A 20,030-nucleotide genomic window follows, 5' to 3' on the forward strand; every position below is an offset into this window, starting at 1 on the left:
TATCAGTAACTGACACACCGCTTTCGCGAGCAGGCTCGCTCCCACAAGGAAAACTGCATAAGTCACAGAACTGTGTTCCAACTTGAATCACCGCCGCACCGCTTTCGCCCCCTGCGCCCACCCAATCCCCAGGATTGTCTATAAATAACCTCGCACTCCCCCGTTTGGCACGGCCGCTGCACGCTTGCGACATCCCCTCCTCCGCAAGGACCGCCACATGACTCAGAACGATCCGGGCAATGACTATCCCCTGAGCGAAGTCCCGCTGCACGCTCGCAAGGGCCTGGCCTCAACGGCCATGGTGCTGCTGGGTTTCACCTTTTTCACCGCGACGATGTTCGCCGGGGGCAAGCTGGGGGTGGCGTTCGGTTTTGCCGAGATGCTCACGGTGATTATCATCGGCAACCTGCTGCTGGGCCTCTATGCCGCCGGCCTCGGTTACATCGCCTTCAAGAGCGGGCTCAATTCGGTCTTGATGGGTCGCTTCTGTTTCGGCGAGGTGGGCAGCAAGCTCAGTGATTTGATCCTCGGGCTCACCCAGATCGGCTGGTACGCCTGGGGCACGGCGACGGCCGCGGTGGTGCTGGGCAAGTATTTCGAATTGAGCGAGGGCACCGTGCTCGGGTTGATGGTGCTGTTCGGCCTGGGGTTCTGCGCCACGGCCTACATCGGCTATCGCGGGCTGGAAATCCTCTCTTACATCGCCGTGCCGGCGATGATGTTGCTGCTGATGCTGTCGATGTGGGTCGCCACGGTGAAAGTCGGCGGCTTCGAGGGCTTGCTGGCGGTGGTGCCCACCGGCAGCCTCGATGGGTCGACCGCCATCACCCTGGTGTTCGGCACTTTTGTCAGCGGTGCGACCCAGGCGACCAACTGGACACGGTTCTCACGCTCGGCGAAGGTCGCGGTGCTGGCGAGCCTGATCGGCTTCTTCCTGGGCAACGGCCTGATGGTATTGATCGGCGCCTACGGGGCTATCGTCTACCAACAACCGGACGTGGTCGAAGTGTTGCTGCTGCAGGGCTTTGCCATGGCGGCGATGGCAATGCTGCTGCTCAACATCTGGAGCACCCAGGACAACACCATCTACAACTTCGCCGTGGCCGGCTGCAACCTGCTGCGCACCCGCCGGCGCAGAGCCGTGACCCTCGGCGGCGCGGTGATCGGCACGCTGCTGGCCCTGCTGGGCATGTATGACATGCTCGTGCCGTACCTGATCCTGCTGGGCACGGTGATCCCGCCCATTGGCGGGGTGATCATGGCCGATTTCTTTTTCCGCTGGCGCGGTCGTTATCCGCGCCTGGCCGAAGCCCGGTTGCCAGCGTTCAACTGGCCGGGGCTGGCGGCCTATGGGCTCGGCACGGTCGTCGCATTCAATTCGCCGTGGGTCGCGCCACTGGTAGGAATCGCCACCGGCGCGCTAACGTATGTGCTATTGATCGGCGTACTGGGTACCCGCACCGCTGACGCGCCCCTACAAGACCTCTAAAGGATTCGCCCGATGCACATCATCAACGCCCGCCTGCGCAACCACGAAGGCTTGCATGAACTGCACCTGGAAAACGGCCTGATCGCCAGCATCGCCCGGCAGACCGAGGCCCCCAGCCTCGGCCCGCAAGACCTCGACGCCGGCGGCAACCTGGTGGTCCCGCCCTTCGTCGAACCGCACATCCACCTGGACGCCACCCTCACCGCCGGTGAGCCGCGCTGGAACATGAGTGGCACGCTGTTCGAAGGCATCGAGTGCTGGGGCGAGCGCAAGGCTACCATCACCCAGGAAGACACCAGCACCCGCGCCAGGAAAACCATCCAGGCCCTCGCCGCCCATGGCATCCAGCACGTGCGCACCCACGTCGACGTGACCGACCCCGAACTCACGGCCCTCAAGGCGATGCTGGAGGTGCGCGACCAAAGCCGTCACCTGATCGACATGCAGATCGTCGCGTTTCCCCAGGAAGGCATCGAGTCCTACCGCAATGGCCGCGAGCTGATGGAAGAGGCGATCCGCATGGGCGCCGACGTGGTGGGCGGCATTCCTCACTTCGAGTACACCCGCGACCAGGGGGTCAGCTCGGTGAAATTCCTCATGGACCTGGCCGAACGCACCGGTTGCCTGGTGGATGTGCATTGCGACGAAACCGACGACCCGCATTCGCGTTTTCTCGAAGTGCTCGCCGAAGAAGCCCGCAGCCGCGACATGGGCGCCCGCGTCACGGCCAGCCACACCACGGCCATGGGCTCCTATGACAACGCCTACTGCGCCAAGCTGTTCCGCCTGCTCGGGCATTCGGGCATCAGTTTTGTCTCTTGCCCGACCGAAAGCATCCACCTGCAAGGCCGTTTCGACACCTTCCCCAAACGCCGCGGCGTCACCCGGGTCAATGAACTGCTCGAAGCCGGGATGAACGTGTGTTTCGGCCAGGACTCCATCGTCGACCCGTGGTACCCGCTGGGCAACGGCAACATCCTGCGGGTGCTGGAAGCCGGGCTGCATATCTGCCACATGCTCGGCTACCGCAACCTGCAAAGCGCCCTCGACCTGGTCACCGACAACAGCGCCAAGGCCATGAACCTGGGCGAGCGCTACGGACTGGAACCCGGCCGCCCGGCGAACCTGCTGATCCTGTCGGCAGACAGCGACTACGAAGTGATCCGCAGCCAGGGTTTGCCGCTGTACTCGATTCGCAACGGTGAAGTGCTGATGAAGCGGCAGATGCCGGTGGTGGAGTTCGGCCCGCAGGTGGGCTGATTCCTTCACCACCTGTGGGAGCTTGCTCGCGATGGCGGTCTACCCGTTGATAGGGATGTGACTGACCCGCCGCTATCGCGAGCAAGCTCGCTCCCACAATGAATCGGTGTCGGATACAACATTTCTATCCACCGAAGATCCCCTGTGGGAGCGAGCTTGCTCGCGATGGCGGCATCAGCCACACCGCAATATGTTCAGAACCCCTAAGGCACAAGCCGCGCCATACCAAACAACCTGACCCGCACCAACTCGCCCGCCTCTTCCTCCAGCAAAATCGGCGCAGTACCACCGGGCATCACCACCCTGATCACCCCCGCCTTCACCCAACCCAACCGCCACGCAGCACTGGCCACCGCGCTGGCGCTGGTGCCCGAGGAGGCGGTAGGCCCCTCACCGCGCTCGAACACCCGGGCTGCGATTTGCCCTTCGGTTTCCAGACAGGCCCATTGCAGATTCACCCCCCTCGGACATGGAACACCAGCCCCACCGGGCGCCGCATAAGCAATGCGGGTCAGGCTCTGTGACAGCGCCGCAGTACGCATCTGCGCATTGCTCGGCAACGCCTCGGCACCCTCCACCAGCGTCACGCAATGCGGGTTGCCCATGCTCACGAACTGGCTGTTGCCCCACGCCGGGTTCAACCGTTCAAGCGCCGCCACACGGCTGACCTCGCGCTGGTGGAACATCACCCGCTCGACCTCCTGGGCGCCAACGGCCTGGGGCCCGAACAGCGGTTTGCCCAGGTCCAGCAAGAAACCTTGGTTCCCTTCAAATTCAGCGGCACGAACCGACGTTTGCAGCGGCGACAAGCCGTCGGGTTTATCGTGATGAACTTGCAGCACACAATCACCAGTCGCCGCCATCAAGCCTTGCTCTTGCAGGGCCTGGGAGAAAATCGTCAAACCGTTACCACTGCGCTCGGCCAGAGTGCCGTCGGTGTTGACGATCAACAGATCAAAGGGCGGCTCGTTCTGGAACGGGCCGATCAGCAAACCATCACTGCGATGGGCCTTGGCATGCGGCGGCGCTTCGCCCGGCGCCCAGGCGCAGAACGCGTGCACGGCAGCCGCAGCCCAGGATTCACGTGTCTGCGCACACTGGGCGGCAGACTGGGGCAGAGCAATGCCGTAATCACGGACCTGCTGCGGGGAAACGACTCCATAGATATTGCCGCGTGCATCATAAAACTGCGTCATGAACCGGTCCTGGTATCAGCCAGCAAGGGGCCGCTACTTTATGCCGGCCAAGGTCGCGGGAGCAAAGCCTGCTGGCAACCCGGACATTCCCGTCGGCACCTTGGGGTCGCGGTGCGGTCAGTGGATATGCAAGCATAGGCCCCTGCCTGCACCACCGCACCGCACGAAAGCCAAGGACGTTTCATGACTGCCATTACGCCCCCACCCACCTTTATCCCCGGACGCCTGGAACAGATGTCCACCCGCATCGCCTACCTCATCGCCGGCATCGGCATCGCCGCCTGGGCGCCGCTGGTGCCGTACGCCAAGGTCAGGGCCAACCTGGATGAAGGCACCCTCGGGTTGCTGCTGTTGTGCCTGGGGGTCGGGTCGATCCTGGCGATGCCGATTTCCGGCGCGCTGGCGACGCGCTTCGGCTGCCGTCGGGTGCTCAGCGGCGGCACGATCCTGATCTGCCTGGCGTTGCCGTTGTTGGCGACGATGACTTCCCTGCCCTGGCTGGTGGCCGCGTTGTTCCTGTTTGGCGCCGGGCTCGGCACCGTCGATTCGACTGTGAACCTGCAAGCGGTGATCGTCGAGCGGGCCAGTGGCAAGACCATGATGTCGGGTTTCCACGGCATGTTCAGCCTCGGCGGGATCATTGGCGCGGCCGGCGTGAGCGCGCTGCTCGGCCTGGGGCTTTCGCCGCTGGGGGCGACGCTGGTGGTCAATGGGGTGCTGCTGGTGGCGCTGTTCAAGGCGGCGCCGCACCTGTTGCCCTATGGCAGTGAAAGCTCGGGACCGGCGTTTGCCATTCCCCATGGCGTGGTGCTGTTTATCGGCATCCTCTGTTTCATCGTGTTCCTGGCCGAAGGCGCGGTGCTGGACTGGAGCGCGGTGTTCCTGACCACCGAGCGCGCGGTGGATACCGCCTATGCCGGGTTGGGTTATGCCGCGTTCGCGCTGACCATGACCGTCGGCCGCCTGACGGGCGACGCGGTGGTGCATCGCCTGGGGGCCAAACGCGTGATCATCTATGGCGGGTCGATCGCCGCCGCAGGGTTCCTGCTGGCGACGCTCGCTCCGATGTGGCAAGCCGCACTGCTGGGGTATGCGTTGGTGGGCGCCGGGTGCTCGAACATCGTGCCGGTGTTGTACACCGCCGTCGGCAAACAGACCCTGATGCCCGAAGCGATCGCCGTACCGGCCATCACCACCATCGGCTACGCCGGCATTCTCGCCGGCCCGGCGCTGATCGGCTTCGTCGCCCACGGCAGCAGCTTGAGCATTGCCTTCGGGCTGATTGCGCTATCGCTGGTGGCGGTGGCGGCCAGTGGCAAGGTGTTGAGGGTTTGAGGCCTTCAGGGAACCTTGGCTAGCAGATAAACCTGTGGCGAGGGAGCTTGCTCCCGCTCGGCTGCGCTGTAGGAGCTGCCGAAGGCTGCGATCTTTTGATCTTTCGCTTGAGACTCAAGTGTCTGGGGAAAGATCGCAGCCTCGTTGCACTCGACAGCTCCTACACAGCTCCTACGACCCAGCGGGAGCAAGCTCCCTCGCCACAGGGTTGTATTTCAGATCACAGGATCGCGCCGCCTGCTTATCATCAAAACCCCACACTCGCCTGCACAAAAAACGTACGCGGTGCGCCGACGTAGATGCCCGAGTTGTTGTCGCTGGAGCGGGTGTAGTACTGGTGGTCGAACAGGTTCTTCACCCCGGCGCCGACTTTCAGGTTCGACAGTTGCTCACCGAAGTCATAGCCAGCGCGCACGTTCCAGAGCACATAGCCCGGCATGTCGCCGTACTGCCCGTCGGCGGTGCCATCGGTGATGTAGTCGCCGCTGAAGCTGCCATCGGCGTTCACGCTGTTGCCTGGGGAACGCTGCTTGGACTGGGCAAAGGCATCGAGGTTGTAGGTCCAGCGGTTGACGTCGTAGCGCAGGCCCACGTTGGCCACCTGGCGGGAATAGAACGGCAGGTCACGGCCCTTGAAGCTCGGGATCTCGCCTTCGTAGGTCGCGCGGGTGTAGGTAAAACCGGCGTTGGCGGTGAGGCCTTCGAGGCGTGGGTCGAGCGCGGCCATGTCGTAGTGCACCGAAGCTTCCAAGCCCTGGTGCTTGGTCGCCCCCATGTTGGTCCAACCCACGTCGTTGCTGATGTATTGCAGTTCGTCGTCGAAGTCGATGTAGAACAGCGTCACTTCCCCGCCCCACACGTCATCGTTGTAGCGCGTACCAATCTCGTAGGTCTTGGCCTTTTCCGGGCTCAAGCCATTGGCGGTGTTGTTGCCGTCGCCGCCCTGGCCGAGCTGGAAATATTGCAGGCTGCCGAACGAGGTCTCGTAGTTGGCGAACAGCTTCCAGGCGTCGGACAAGTGATACATCACGCTCAGGGCCGGCAGCGGTTCGTTGCTGTCGATGCTGCGGCGTTTTTCCTGCACGGGACGGCCGGCGGTGTCGAGCACCGGGCGGTCGTGCCATTCGGTGCTGATGCGTTCGAAGCGGATCCCCGGGGTGATGGTCCATTGGCCGACATCGATCTTGTCATCAATGTAGACGGCGTGGGCTTCAGTGCCGCCGGTGCGGTCCTGGTAGACGTGGCCGTCGGAACCCGGGCGCACCACCGGTTCGTTGTTACGCAACGCCAGGCGGCTGGCCTCTTCGTGCATGCCTTCCTTCAAGTAGCGATAACCGACGCTGGCTTCCTGGGTGGTCGGGCCGAGATCGAACACGTGGGACACCCGCGGCTCGATGCCGAAGGTGTAATAGGTGCGCGGGTAGGACACCAGGTTGCGCTGGTCCCGGGAAGCAATGGTGCTGCCCCGGTAGCTGTCGGAGTAATAGGTCAGCACTTCGGCCTGGGTGCGCTCATCGATCTCGCGGATCCACTTGAACGACACGTCCTTGCGTCGGCCGCTGAAATTGTCCCAGTCGCGGTCGGACTGGTACGGGTCCGCATCGTATTGGGCCTGTTTCAGACCACCGGGCATGTCGGCCTTGGCGTCGTAGTAGTGGAAATTCAGCGAGAAATCGTCGACATCGGTCGGCGCCCAATGGGTCTTGAGGATCACGTCGTCGATGTCGTTGCCGTTGTTGCTCTGGCGATAGCCGTTGCCATTGACGCCCGAATACAACAGCGCCACGCCCAGGCCGTTGTCGGCGGTGCCGCCGAGGAAGGCTGTGTCGATGTGTTTCCAGCCGCCGCGCTGGGAGGTTTCCAGGGTGGTGCCGATTTCACCGGTGGCCTTTTCCGGGATCGCGCGGGTCACGAAGTTGATCACCCCGCCGACGTTCTGCGGCCCGTAGCGCACCGACCCGGCGCCGCGCACCACGTCGATGCTGTCCAGGTTGCCCGAGGAAATCGGCGCCATGGACAGTTGCGGCTGGCCGTAGGGCGCGAACGCCGCCGGCACGCCGTCGATCAACACCGTGGAGCGCGGCGACAAGCGCGAGGTCAGACCGCGCACGCCGACGTTCAGGGAAATGTCGCTGCCGCCGGTGCCGTTGGCGTCTTGCACCTGTACCCCCGGGACTCGTCGCAGTACGTCGCCGACGTTCATGGCGCCCTGCTCCACCATCGCTTCGCGGCGGATCACCGTACGCGCGCCGGGGTGGTTCTGCACCACTTCGGCGTTGGCATCGCCGAGCCAGTCGCCGACCACCTGGATTTCAGTGGCGCCCAGCTCCAACGGGCCAGCGCTGGAGGCCGAGGGCGCCGGCAACACGGTCGCCGAACCCTTATCGATCTGGTATTGCAGGCCGCTGCCCTGGAGCAATTGGCGCAAGGCCGCTTCCGGGGACAGGTTGCCGTCCACGGCAGGCGCTTGCTTGCCAGCCACCAGCTCCGGACTGAAGAACACCTGCAACGTAGTCTGCTGGCCGAGCTGGCTCAAAGCCTGGCCCAGCGGCTGCGCCTGGATGTGAATGACGGTAGCGGCCTGGTCAGCGAACGCCTGGGGCGCCGCGGCACTGACCGCCAGGGTCAGGGCCAGTGGCAGCCAACGTGCGGGGGTACGGTTGTGGCGTTTGGCGGTTTTGTTCACGTCGAACCTTGTCCTGTTGATCGCAAGAATACGCGTCTGTTAATGCAAACCAGTTGCAGTTGGACAAGAAGACGAAGAACTCGAAAAAAACCTGAATTTATTTCGCAATTATTTCCTGGCTACCATCATTCAGCGTGCGCACGGCCACCGGCAGGATGTTCGGCAGCGCCTTGAGCAGCGCGTCGGGATCGTCTGCACGAAATACGCTGGTCAGGCGCAGGTTGCCCACCGCCGCGCTGCCAACCCGCAGGGGCTGGGTGCGATAACGGGAGACTTCTTCAACCACGTCCTTGAGCGGCGCGTTGTCGAACACCAGTTTGCCGCTGCGCCAGGCAGTGAGCGCCTCGGTGTTGACCGCGTAAGGCGTGGCGACCTGGCCCTGGGCATCGATCTGGGTGCCGAGGCCCGCTGTCAGGCTGACCACCTGAGCCGGGAGCGCTCCGCGTCCCTGGACCTTGACACTGCCTTGCGCCACCGCGACCCGGGTCTTGTCGGCGTCACGGCGCACATCGAAGCGCGTCCCGGTGACCGTCACCTGGCCGTTGCCCGCCTCGACGGTGAAGGGCCGGCCGGCGTCATGCTCGACCGTGAACAAGGCCTCGCCTTCGGCCAGCTCCACCCGACGTTGATGGTGTGCGAACTGAATACGCACCCGGCTGCGGCTGTTGAGGTCGATCACCGAACCGTCCGGCAAGGCGATATGCCGACGTTCGCCGAGGGCGGTGGCGTATTCGCCGCTGTAGTCGGTGGAGGAACTCAAGCCGCTGAACAGCCCCAACCCCAGGGCCACCGCGAACAGCCCGGCGGCGACGGCGTAGCGCAACAGCGGCCGGCGCTTGGGCCGTTCGGCAGGTGGTTCGCACAGCGCTTGCAGGCGTTCCTTGGGCAGCAGGTCCGTGGCGCTCCAGATGCCCTGCAGCAATTGGATCTCGTCGCGATGGTTGGGGTGTTCGTCCAGCCAGGCTTCGAAACCCTGGCGCTCCTCGACACTCATGGCGGGCGCTTGCAAACGCACGAACCAATGCGCCGCCGCGTCGCGAACCCTGTCCTGCCCGCACGGGCATTCACGGCTATCCATCATGGAAGGTCCTGTGGCTCAGGTGGAAGAAGGCGACGGATCATTGGCCAGGCCCGTCCAGGCGATCGCGCAGATGCCGCAGGGTGCGGATCATATACTTTTCCACCATGTTTTTTGACAGGCCCAGGCGCTCGGCGATTTCCGCCTGGGTCAGGCCTTCGATCTTCTGCCAGACGAACACCGTGCGGCAGTTGGCTGGCAGCTCGGCAAGCGCCCGCTCGATGGAGTCCGCCAGTTGGATCGCGTGCATGAAATGCTCCGGGTCGCCCGAAAACGACTGACCAGGGTCGATGACAGCCTCCTCCATGGCCCCCCGTCGATCTTCGCGCCGATAGCCATCCACTGCAATGTTGCGCGCCGTCTGATGCAAATAGGCCCGCGGCTGCTCGACTCCGCTCGAATCGGACTCAAGCACCCGCACGAAGGTATCGTGGGCCAGGTCCTCGGCCTGCGCGCGATTGCGCAGACGACGGGTCCAGGTGCCGATCAACTCTTCGTAATGCTCGAAAAAGCCGGGTCTGCGGGGCAGCTTGGGGGTCATCGCGGCGCGCTGTGGAAACGGGGCGTGAATAGTAATTGTTACTATTCATGAGAAGCAAACCTATTCCGGTGCCCGTCGTCCGAAGCCTTGAGGTAAGGATCAATCTTTGTGGGAGCGAGCTTGCTCGCGATGGCGTCAGCACATTCAACAAAAAATGTTGATTGAAAGATCGCTATCGCGAGCAAGCTCGCTCCCACAGGGTTTGCGTCGAATCAATCAGGCCAGCCGAGCCTGCCGCACCGTCAAGCACACCGCCAGCGCGCCACACAGAATCAAAGTCCAGCCCAACGCCTGGGACCAGGCAGTAAGCAGCAAGGCACCGCCGATCAGCAAGTAATAGAACAAGCCAAACAACGCGCCGGCGGTACCCAGGCAGTCACGATAGCCAGCAAGCGCCGCGCCGAGCACGTTAGGGATTGCCATACCGAACGCCAGGACGATCAACAACATCGGCACAACAAAACCACTCCTGTCGAGCAAACCCTGAACGCTCACTCCCCCGACCAGCAACACCACAGCCGCCACCGCCGACAACTGACCGCCGCCGAAGCCCTGCGCCAGCAGACGCTTATTCAGCCAAGCCCCCAGGCCTGAGCCCAGCGCCAGGATGACACCGCTATAGCCGAACAACTCAGGGCTCAATCCGAGCCGTTCGAACTGGAACGGCGCGAGGTTGTAGTAGCTGAACAGGGCAACGTTGAAAGCCGCGACCAGAAACGATGAGCGCCAGATAGCCGGATCCTTGAGCATCCGCCACGCCGTTTTCAATAACGGTGGCGGTGGCAGGCGGGCCACCAGGGTTTCCGGCAAAGAACGCGCGCACCACACCAGCAGCATAAGCGACAGCATCAACAGGCCGCCAAGCACACCCTGATAACCAAAGAACCGCACCAGGACGGCGCCACTGAACAAACCGATCGCCGGACTGGCCGCCAACGCGATGCCGATCACCGAAAAAACCTGGCCCAATTGTGCACCCTCATAACGGTCCCGCAGGACCGTCTGGGTCACCACCGAACCGACCGCAGCACCGAACGCAGCCAGTGCCTGGACGGCCAGCAGCGCTGCGAAGGTGTCGACGTTCAGTCCCAACATCGTCGCTGCCGCGTACAAGGCGATGCCACCCAACATGGCAGGCCGACGCCCGATACGGTCACAGACTCGTCCCCACGCCCACACACCCAAGGCGAACCCGAGAAAATAGACGGATAAGGTCTGCGCCGCCATTTCTGCACTGACGGCAAAACTCAAACTGATGTCTGCCAACGCAGGGCTGTAGAGCGTCTGGGCAATCTGGGGAAACATCACCAAGGCAATTGCCAGGCGGAGGAAACGTCGCGACGTCATGGGCAAGCTCGCTCGAAAAAAGGCGAGCAGTCTACGAAGCCACGACTGTCGTATTATCTAAAGCCTGACAAATCATCCTTTAAATCGGACAACTTATGGCTTGGCTCGACGCTCATGCCGTCTTCGACCCCGACCGACATAACGCCCCGGTGATTGGTATCGCGTCAACGCTGGGGCACCATGATTCCGGCGTGCATCATCATCAGCGTGGCCAACTGTTGTTCACCCGCCAGGGCTGTACGCGCATCACTCTCGCCCAGCAATTGTGCCTGTTGCCGCCCTCGCGGGCGGCCTGGATCCCACCGTTGACGCCCCATCGCGCGGTGATGCAACAGAACGTGGATTATCGATCGATCTACCTGAGGGCATCACTGTGCGCCGACCTGCCTTCACACGTGTGCATCATTGCTGTCTCGCCGCTGCTGCGCGCCGTACTCGAACCGATCACCGACGCGGCGTTCGACACTGACTGGACGCAAGGCCGCAATCTGCATCTGCTGGGGTTGTGCCTGAATGAAATCCGCGAGGCACCGCAACAGCCGATGCTGCTGCCGTTGCCTCAGGACAAACGCCTGGCCCCCCTGCTCGCGGCACTGCAGCATTTGCCACCGACATTGAACGTATTGGAAGAGCAAATCGGAGCCAGTGGCCGGACCATCGGACGGATTTTTCAACGGGAAACCGGCATGGGTTATCAGCAGTGGCGGCAGCAATGGCGTCTGATGCGCGCCATTGAACTGCTCGCCACCGGTCGCAGCCTGAGCTACAGCGCCTTTGAACTGGGCTTTGCCAGTGACAGCGCCTTCATCGCTTTCTTCAAGCATATGACCGGTAGCACACCGAAAGCCTATCTGGGCTGATGGCGGGTGGAGTCAAGCCTCAGGCATCTTGCGAAAGCCCACCGCCAAACGGTTCCAGCCATTGATGGCGTTGATTGCCACGGTCAGGTCGACCATTTCCTTGGGGCTGAAATGCTCGCTCAGCAAGGCATAGTCGGCGTCCGGCGCGTGGGTGTCGCTCAGGCGGGTCAAGGCTTCGGTCCAGGCCAGCGCGGCGCGCTCGCGGCCGGTGAAGAACGGCGCTTCGCGCCAGGCGGTCACGGCGTACAGGCGACGTTCGGTCTCGCCGTCCTTGCGGGCATCAGCGGTGTGCATGTCGATGCAGAAGGCGCAGCCGTTGATTTGCGAGGAACGCAGCTTGACCAGTTCCAGTAGGGACTTCTCCAGGCCCAGGTTCGAGGCGGCGTTTTCCAGGGCCAGCATGGCTTTGAAAGCGTCGGGGGAAGCGGTGTAGAAATCGATGCGCGGTTGCATGGTGAACTCCAGGACAATTGGGTGTAGCGCTACGTTAGCCGTGCAGTGGCGCGGTACAAATAGCCAATTGTTGGGAAGTTCGGGTGGCCAATGGCAGGCCGCTGGACGCAGCCTATGGGCGGCAGAGAAATGCTTCCGTGGCGAGGGAGCTTGCTCCCGCTCGGCTGCGCTGTAGGATCTGCCGAAGGCTGCGATCTTTTGATCTTTCGCTTGAGACTCAAGTGACTGGAAAAAGATCGCAGCCTCGTTGCACTCGACAGCTCATACGACCCAGCGGGAGCAAGCTCCCTCGCCACAGGGGGGATGCGGGGGCTTCGAGGTGAGCTTCAGGCCCGGCTGCGCAACCATTGCAGAAAGCGTTTCTTGACGATCGGCTTGGGGACTTCGCGGGTCAGGTTCTGGGCCAGGTGCATGCGCACGTCCAGCAGGTTCTTCATCGCGTCGTTGATGTCGCGACGGGCCTCGAGGCACGGCTTGAGGTAGCTGTTCTCGATGCGGTACAGGGTGCAGAAGGTCTTGGCGGAAAAATTCGCCAGGGCCGCCTGGTCGGCGACGATCCCGGCCTCGCCGATCACTTCCCCCGGCCCCATGCGCCCGCCCTCGAGTGGCTGGCCGTTGCGCATGAGGGTCACGCTGACCACCCCGGACTCGATGATGAATAGATGATCGCTGACCTCCCCGGCGGCCAGGATCACATCGCCAGCGCGGAAGGTCTGCAGGGTCATGTTCTGGCTGAAGGTGTCTTTCTCATCCTGACGCAGGGTGGAGAAAATGTTCGAGCTTTCCAGCAATGCCCGGGGCCGCGACACCACCTGGGGCGCGGCGCTTTCGCTGGTGGACAGCAAGCTCACGCCCGACGCCTGCAAATGCCGGAACGCCAGATCGAACAACTGGTTGCGCACCGTGCGTTTCAGGGCCATGGAGGCGACGAACCCGCTGATTTCATACTCCGCCCCGCCGCTGCCGCTGCTTTTGAGGGCGACGCTGGGGGCCGGGCTGGCGAGCAGGGAACGACAGCCGATCATGGCCCGCTCAAGCGCGTCGATCACGGTTTGTGGTCGCGCATGAGGGCTGACCTGAATGCTGATGGACAGGCCATGGACATCGCTCGGGCGGCTGAAGTTGATGACCTTGGCCTTGGCCGCCAACGAGTTGGGAATCACCGCCATGCTGCCCTGGGCGGTCTGCAAGCGCGTGGCCCGCCAGTCGATATCGGTGACCCGGCCTTCGGTGCCGTCGATGGAAATCCAGTCATCGAGCTGATAGGGCTTGGTGGTGTTGAGCACGATCCCGGAGAACACGTCGCTGAGGGTGCTCTGCAAGGCCAGGCCGACGATGATCGCCATCGCGCCGGACGTGGCCAACACGCCCTTGACCGGCAAGTCCAGCACATAAGCCAGTGCCGCGATGACGGCGATGAGGAAAATCACCGCGCCGAGCAAATCCTGCAACAACCGCCCGGTGTGACCGACCCGTTGCATCATCGCCGCTACGATCAGCACCGTCAGGGTTCGCGCGGCAAACAACCACCAAGTGATCTGCAAACCAGTAGCCGCCAGGTGCCGCGGCACATCGTCGACCCACTGCGCCGGCACCATGGGGTTGAGGCCTTCGTTGAACAACAGCACGCTGAACAGCGAAAAAATCACCAGCCTCGTCCCGACTTTCCAATAGATCCGATCCGCGCTGACCAGGTGCCACATCAACAGGTCGAGCATCAGCAGCGCCAGGGCACAGAGCAACGGGTGCTCGGAGATCAGAAACAGCATCGGGACAGCTCCAGAGGGCGATTGGCGAAGATTGGCACAGATTTGACGAGAGTGTACCGAACGCCCAAATCCTTGTGGGAGCGAGCCTGCTCGCGAATGCGGTGTAACAGTCAATCCATTATTGAATGTCCTACCGTATTCGCGAGCAGGCTCGCTCCCACAATAGATTCGTGTTGCTGCTTAGTTAGCGTTCAGTCTTGCATCCGGCCAAAACGCCCGGAATGGAAATCCTCAAAGGCCTGGTGGATTTCCTGTTCGCTGTTCATCACGAACGGACCATGGCCGACGATAGGCTCGTCGATCGGCTCGCCGCTGAGCAGCAGCACCACTGCGTCGTTGTTGGCTTGCAGGCTCAATTGATCGCCGGCCCGGTCGAACAGGGCCATCTGCCCGGCCTCGACCCGTTCGCGGCCATTGACCTGGACCGAGCCGCGCAGCACCACCAAGGCGGTGTTGTGCCCTTCGTGCAGGTCAAGGGTAAGGTTTTTATCGGCATTCAAACGGATGTCCCAGACATCGATGGGCGTGAAGGTCCGCGCCGGGCCTTGATGCCCTTCGAAGCGCCCGGCGATCAGGCGCAGGCTGCCGGCGTTGTCCTTCAGGGCAATGTTCGGAATGTCGCCCTTGAGGATCGTCTGGTAGCCGGCCGGGGCCATCTTGTCCTTGGCGGGCAGGTTGACCCACAGCTGGACCATCTCCATGAACCCGCCCTGCCGGGCAAAGGCTTCGGAGTGGAACTCTTCGTGGATGATGCCGGACGCGGCGGTCATCCATTGCACGTCGCCGGGACCGATCTTGCCACCGCTGCCGGTGGAATCACGGTGCTCCAGTTCGCCCTGGTAGACGATGGTCACGGTTTCGAACCCACGATGAGGATGTTGGCCGACGCCACGCCGCTCGGTGGTCGGCGTGAATTCGGTGGGGGCGGCGTGGTCCAGCAACAGGAACGGGCTGATGTGCTTGCCCAGGTTGTCGTAGGAAAACAGCGTGCGAACCTGGAAACCATCGCCGACCCAATGGGGTCGCGGGCTGGTGTAGAGGCCGATGATGTTTTTCATGCTGTGTCTCCAAAATCAGGTACTGCGATTCAATGGACACAGCTTAGAACCGACACCTTTGCAGCACTAGACTGCAAAAATCGGCTTTAGCGTTCTATCCGGAGAACAATGAAGCACCTGGAAAACTGCATGTAACCACAGTCACCCTGTGGGAGCGGGCTTGCTCGCGAATGCGGAGTATCAGTGAAGTAAATGCTTGCTGACACACCGCATTCGCGAGCAAGCCCGCTCCCACAGGTTCTGGTGTCACTCATTCAAAGGTGATTACGCTTGGCAAACTCCGACAACCCCACCAAGGATTGCAAGCCGAGTTTTTCCAACAGGCGGCTCTTGTAGGTGCTGACGGTTTTCGGACTCAGGAACAGGCTTTCAGCGATGTCCTTGCCGCGCATGCCCATGGCCAGCATGCGCAAGATGGACAGCTCGCGGGTAGAGAGGCTTTCCAGGGCCTGTTGTTCGCTGCGCTGCTGGAAATCCAGCCTGACGGACATCTGGGGGAAATAGGCATAACCGGACTTCAATGCCTGGATCGCCTTGGTCAGTTCCTTGAGGTCGCTTCTCTTGGTCACGAAGCCCCGGGCTCCAGCCGAGATGCAGCGGTTGCAAAAGTGCTGCGCATCCTGGGAGGTGAACACCAGCACGCTGCATGCAGGAAACTGGGCCATGATCCAGACCAGCAGGTCCAGGCCATCGAAACCGTTCATTACCAGGTCCAGGATCACCAGGTCTGGCGCACGCTCCTTGATGAGGGCCCGGGCATCGGCCGCGCCACTGGCGTCCCGGATACGGGTGAACGCTTCGTTCTGGCAGATAAGCCGCAACGCCCCTCGTATGACAGGGTGGTCATCCACGATCAACACGTCTTTCAAGGCAATTCCCCAAGTCAATACAAACGGCACCGGCGCCATGACCACACCGGACTCTTGCACAAGCACCAGGCCATGCCACCTGTCAGACCTGACAGTGCAGACCAACGGTTCAAATCAGTTGCCATGACCCTGCCTGAGGGGACGCGCCCCAAGGTTGCAACGGCTCATGGCACGGAGGATCAACCCATTCCATCAGGCGTCGCAGTGAAGCGAGATCAGGCAGTGGCGCCTGGCTCGAGTGCAGGTTCGATCGGTGCGCGGCAGGCATCGGCGACTGACTGGCCGGTTGCGCGTTGTAGATCATCCCGTGACGTACCTGCGGGTTGTCGATCACAAAATCGTGCAGGTCCAACGCCCCACCGGCCAGTTGCGCGTTGACGACAATCAGGTCGAACGGCTCGCTGCCGTACTCCACCAGCGTCAGCAATTCCCGCAAATGACTCACAGGAACAATCCGGTGGTAGCCCTGTTGGTTGAACAGACGTTCCAGCACGACTCGATGGGTCTGTTGGGGGTCGGCAATCAGGATACGGAGTGCTTTGTTCGACATGGCAAGCTTTCCAATAGCAGCGCGCCGGGTAGGCACCGGCTCAAGAACATCAAGGGCGCTCAGGCTAGAGGAAGCGTTTGAAGGGCGATGTAGGACTATTCCCAAAATAAGGACAGACGTAGCCCTTGTAGAGAGGGGATTTATCCGCGGCTCGGCGCCTTCGTAGGCGCTGGCGAAGCCTGCGATCTTTTGATCTTTCGCTTGCAACTCAAGTGTGAGGGGAAAGATCGCAGCCTCGTTGCACTCGTCAGCTCCTACAGCTCCATGTAGATTTTCAGTTGTTGCGCCAAGTGTTCGATGGCTTGGCGAAGGTTTTCCACGGCTTCGGTGAGCAGCACCGAGTCGTGCCCTCGACAAGCGCTTTCCAGCGCCTCGCAGGCGGCGATCAGGCGTTGCGCCTGGATGATCCGCGCCCCGCCCTTGATCCGGTGCGCCAGGTCCGCCAGGCCTGGCAAGTCTTGGCGGGTGGCCAAATGCAGCAGGCGCGCTTGATCTTCGGCATTGCTGCTGACCAGTTCCTCCAGCAGCGCCCTGATGGCACCCGCGTCGCCACCGGTCAGTTGCTCCAGGCCGACCAAGTCGATGCCATCGCTGGGCTGGGGCGCTCGCGCATCCGGCGTGACCGAAACCAGGCACGCGCCGAGCTCTTTGAGGCCGATGGGCTTGAACAGGCAATCGTTCATCCCGGCTTCGGCGCAGCGCTCCCTTTCCTCGGGCTGGGCGTTGGCCGTAAAGCCCAGGATCATGACCGGCGACAGCTGGCGGTCGCGCTCTTCGTCGCGAATGGCCCGGGCCAGTTCGTAGCCGCTCATCAAAGGCATGTTGCAGTCGGTGATGACCACATCGAAGCGTTCGCTGCGCCAAGCCTGCAGGCCGTCGACACCGTTCTGCGCTTCCTGGACACGATGGCCCAGGTAGTTCAACTGCTGGGACAGCAGCAAGCGGTTGGCCGGGTAGTCGTCGACTACCAGGATGCTCAGCGCCCGTATCGGCGGCGCTGCCTCGTCCCTGGCCGGCGGCGATACGGGCAGCGCATCGAGCACCGGCAACTCCAGCAGGACATCGACCTGAGTGCCCTCCCCCGGCACGCTGCGCAACGCCAGGGTGCCGCCCATCATTTCGCACAACGTGCGGCTGATGACCAACCCCAACCCGGAACCGCTGCGAGCCGACTGCGGGTGCTGGCCGGCCTGGGTAAAGGGACTGAACAGGCGGCGCTGATCCTCGGCGGCAATACCGCAACCGCTGTCCTCGACCCGCAGGCAAAGGCTCAGGCGTTCGTTTTTCCCTGGGGCCAGCTCGCCGCGCACGCTGAGGCGCACTTCGCCCTGGTCGGTGAATTTGATGGCGTTGCTCAGCAGGTTCGAGACGATCTGCTTGAAGCGCAATGGGTCAATCAACACGTCGCGATTGACCGCAGCGTCCAGCACCCAGTGCAAGCGCAGCTGTTTCTGCCAGGCCAGGCCCTCGAAAATCCGCGCCACCGATTCGATCAACCCGTGCAGATTGGCCCGTTGCGGCGCCAGCGACAGCTTGCCCGACTCGATCCGAGCGATGTCGAGGATGTCGCCGATCAAGTCCAGCATGCCATGGGCAGCCCCCGACGCGACTTCAATGGCGAACCGGTCCACGACGCCCTGCTCGGCTTTTTTCAGGGCCAATTCCAGCAGGCCGATCACCGCATTCATCGGCGTGCGAATCTCATGGCTCATGGTCGCCAGGAACGTGGTCTTGGCCCGATTGGCCTCGTCGGCGCTTTCCTTGGCCACGCGCAACTGCTCCAGCAAGCGCCGTAGATAAACGCCCCAGCCCAAGGCCACCAGCAACAGCAGCGCAGCCACGGCGAATCCCTGGAGAATCGTGCTGCGGTTGCGCAGCCAATAACTGTCGTCGATCACCACTTCACTGCGCCAGCGGTTGGTCAGTTCGTCCATCTCTTCGGGCGTGATGCTCAACAGCGCCTTGTCCAGGATCGAGTGAAGCGCCAATGCGTCCCGGTTCGTCGCCAGGGCAACGTGCGCAGGCAAGGTGCCCACGGTGCTGGTGACTTGCAGGGTGTCGCGGTACTGGCGGGAGATCATGTAGCGGGCGCTGATCAGCGGATTGATCGCCGCGTCCGCCGTGCCGGCGGCGACCATGGCCATGGCGTCGGCGCCATTCTGCGCCACCACCAACTGCACCCGGGGAAACTGTTCCAGCAGGAATTCACGCAGCACGTTGCCGCGCACCAGCGCCAGGCGCTTGCCGGCCATTTGGTCCAGGGTCAGCGTCTTGGCCCTGAGCGGCACCACCAGCACGAACGGGTTCGCCAGGTAGGGTCGGGTAAAACGCAGCTCATCTTCGAGTTCGGCGCTGGGGATCGCGGTGGCCAAGACGTCGGCTTCGCCGCGCTTGATCTGCCCGATCAGATCATCAACCGAGTCGCCCCGCTGCACGTCGAATTTCAAACCGGTGCGCAAGCTGATCCTCGCCAGCACATCGGCGCCAATGCCGCGCAAATGGCCTTGCTCATCGAAGAACGTCAGTGGCAGGAAGTTCTCGTTGGCGGCGACTTTGATCCGGGGATGGGCATCCAGCCAACGCTGTTCGTTGACGCTGAAATGCAGCGCCTGCTGACCCGGCATGCTCGCCCCGCCGGCACTCCAACGCCGCAGGATGATCATGCGTTCGCTAGCGGGAATGGCGTGCAGCGCGGCGTTGACGATGCGCAACACCCGCGCATTGTCGCGGCTGATCGCAAAGGCGAACGGCTGCACTTCCATTCGCGAGAAATCGGCCAGTTGGACATTGTTCAGGTAATTCTTGCCGATCAGGTAGTTGGAACTGATCGAATCCCCCAGGTAGACGTCGGCCTGGCCAAACGCCACGGCACCGATGGCGCTCAAGGTCGAGGGGAACAATTGAAAGGAAGCGTCGGGATAAAACGCCTCGACCGTCTCCGGCGGCAAGTAGTGATACAGCATCGCCACGCGCTTGCCGGCCAGGTCTGTGGGCAAGTCCTGGCTGTCGTCGATGCGGGCCACGAGGGTCGGCAAATCATCGGCATAGGGCTGGGACATCGCTAGGTCCGGATCGGCGGCTTCGAAGCCGTTGGCGGTGCCGAGCAGGTCGATTTCACCGCCGCGCAGGGCCTGGAGCGATTCGGCGTGGAACCGATAGCGCTGGACCTGCACCTTGATGTGCAGGAGTTGCCCGAGCAATTGCGCATAGTCGGCGGTCAGGCCCTCGTAATCGCGACCATTGCCGGTGATGTTGAAAGGCGGATAGTCCGGCGCCGAGGCGCCCAGCAGCAACGTACCCTTCTGGCGCAACCAGGCCCAGTCGGCGGCGTCGAGGGACACCGAATAATCATCCACATGAGAGCGCCCGAGCACCTGCAACGACTCAGGCGCCGCGCCCGCCTGTGGCGCCACGCTCAATGAGCCCAGCAACAGCGCCACCAGGCCTGTGCGTAGAAGCAGCATCATCTGGTCAGGGTGTTTCGCTTGGCGGAGTCGGCCCGGAACACCACCGACGTCAGTCAGGGTGACCGGTTGGGG

The 20,030-nt window shown here is 62.6% G+C and carries 14 protein-coding genes and 1 pseudogene; 4 read left to right on the forward strand and 11 right to left on the reverse strand.

Features of this window, described 5'->3' with window-relative positions:
- Positions 1 to 217 precede the first annotated feature (217 nt).
- Together codB and codA are read left to right on the forward strand one after the other, a co-directional pair.
- Positions 218 to 1,489: a cytosine permease gene (gene codB, locus AD659_RS17530; RefSeq protein WP_053123519.1), complete on the forward strand. Its 1,272-nt coding sequence runs from the start codon at positions 218 to 220 to the stop codon at positions 1,487 to 1,489.
- Between the two features lie 12 nt (positions 1,490 to 1,501).
- A complete protein-coding gene (gene codA, locus AD659_RS17535; protein ID WP_053123521.1) occupies positions 1,502 to 2,749 on the forward strand; it encodes a cytosine deaminase in 1,248 nt (415 codons plus the stop codon).
- 203 nt (positions 2,750 to 2,952) lie between these two features.
- Here codA and AD659_RS17540 read toward each other — a convergent pair whose 3' ends face one another.
- Entirely contained in the window at positions 2,953 to 3,945 is a 993-nt protein-coding gene (locus tag AD659_RS17540) for a DeoR family transcriptional regulator (RefSeq protein ID WP_053123523.1), read from the reverse strand.
- 183 nt (positions 3,946 to 4,128) lie between these two features.
- On the opposite strand from AD659_RS17540, the gene AD659_RS17545 reads away from it, so the two are divergent.
- A complete protein-coding gene (locus tag AD659_RS17545) occupies positions 4,129 to 5,280 on the forward strand; it encodes an MFS transporter (protein ID WP_053123525.1) in 1,152 nt (383 codons plus the stop codon).
- A 247-nt stretch (positions 5,281 to 5,527) separates the two neighbouring features.
- On the opposite strand, the gene AD659_RS17550 is transcribed toward AD659_RS17545, so the two are convergent.
- From AD659_RS17550 to AD659_RS17565, 4 genes are all read right to left on the reverse strand, one after another.
- Complete coding sequence (locus AD659_RS17550; protein ID WP_053123526.1) at positions 5,528 to 7,966, reverse strand: TonB-dependent siderophore receptor; 2,439 nt, start codon at positions 7,964 to 7,966, stop codon at positions 5,528 to 5,530.
- 97 nt (positions 7,967 to 8,063) lie between these two features.
- Positions 8,064 to 9,047 (reverse strand): FecR family protein, encoded by a 984-nt coding sequence (locus AD659_RS17555; protein ID WP_053123528.1) that lies wholly within the window; start codon positions 9,045 to 9,047, stop codon positions 8,064 to 8,066.
- 37 nt (positions 9,048 to 9,084) lie between these two features.
- Positions 9,085 to 9,585, reverse strand: coding sequence for a sigma-70 family RNA polymerase sigma factor (locus tag AD659_RS17560; protein ID WP_053123530.1), 501 nt, complete (start codon positions 9,583 to 9,585; stop codon positions 9,085 to 9,087).
- A gap of 216 nt (positions 9,586 to 9,801) precedes the next feature.
- On the reverse strand, positions 9,802 to 10,932 hold the full coding sequence (locus AD659_RS17565; protein WP_053123532.1) for an MFS transporter: 1,131 nt from the start codon (positions 10,930 to 10,932) through the stop codon (positions 9,802 to 9,804).
- Between the two features lie 95 nt (positions 10,933 to 11,027).
- Between AD659_RS17565 and AD659_RS17570 the strand changes: the two genes are divergently transcribed.
- The gene (locus AD659_RS17570; protein WP_053123534.1) at positions 11,028 to 11,792 is read left to right on the forward strand and encodes an AraC family transcriptional regulator; all 765 of its coding nucleotides are present in this window, start codon (positions 11,028 to 11,030) and stop codon (positions 11,790 to 11,792) included.
- 12 nt (positions 11,793 to 11,804) lie between these two features.
- Here the strand turns inward: AD659_RS17570 and AD659_RS17575 are convergent, their stop codons facing one another.
- From AD659_RS17575 to AD659_RS17600, 6 genes and pseudogenes are all read right to left on the reverse strand, one after another.
- Positions 11,805 to 12,245, reverse strand: a complete 441-nt coding sequence (locus tag AD659_RS17575; protein WP_053123536.1) for a carboxymuconolactone decarboxylase family protein — start codon at positions 12,243 to 12,245, stop codon at positions 11,805 to 11,807.
- Between the two features lie 326 nt (positions 12,246 to 12,571).
- Complete coding sequence (locus tag AD659_RS17580; protein WP_053123538.1) at positions 12,572 to 14,014, reverse strand: mechanosensitive ion channel family protein; 1,443 nt, start codon at positions 14,012 to 14,014, stop codon at positions 12,572 to 12,574.
- A gap of 191 nt (positions 14,015 to 14,205) precedes the next feature.
- Positions 14,206 to 15,072: a pirin family protein gene (locus AD659_RS17585; protein WP_053123540.1), complete on the reverse strand. Its 867-nt coding sequence runs from the start codon at positions 15,070 to 15,072 to the stop codon at positions 14,206 to 14,208.
- A gap of 254 nt (positions 15,073 to 15,326) precedes the next feature.
- A complete protein-coding gene (locus AD659_RS17590; protein ID WP_053123614.1) occupies positions 15,327 to 15,941 on the reverse strand; it encodes a response regulator transcription factor in 615 nt (204 codons plus the stop codon).
- Between the two features lie 114 nt (positions 15,942 to 16,055).
- Positions 16,056 to 16,491 (reverse strand): annotated as a pseudogene (locus AD659_RS17595) (response regulator).
- Between the two features lie 254 nt (positions 16,492 to 16,745).
- A complete protein-coding gene (locus AD659_RS17600; protein ID WP_053123616.1) occupies positions 16,746 to 19,958 on the reverse strand; it encodes a transporter substrate-binding domain-containing protein in 3,213 nt (1,070 codons plus the stop codon).
- Positions 19,959 to 20,030: the final 72 nt, after the last annotated feature.

The organism is Pseudomonas thivervalensis (assembly GCF_001269655.1).
Classification (GTDB): Bacteria; Pseudomonadota; Gammaproteobacteria; order Pseudomonadales; family Pseudomonadaceae; genus Aquipseudomonas; species Aquipseudomonas thivervalensis.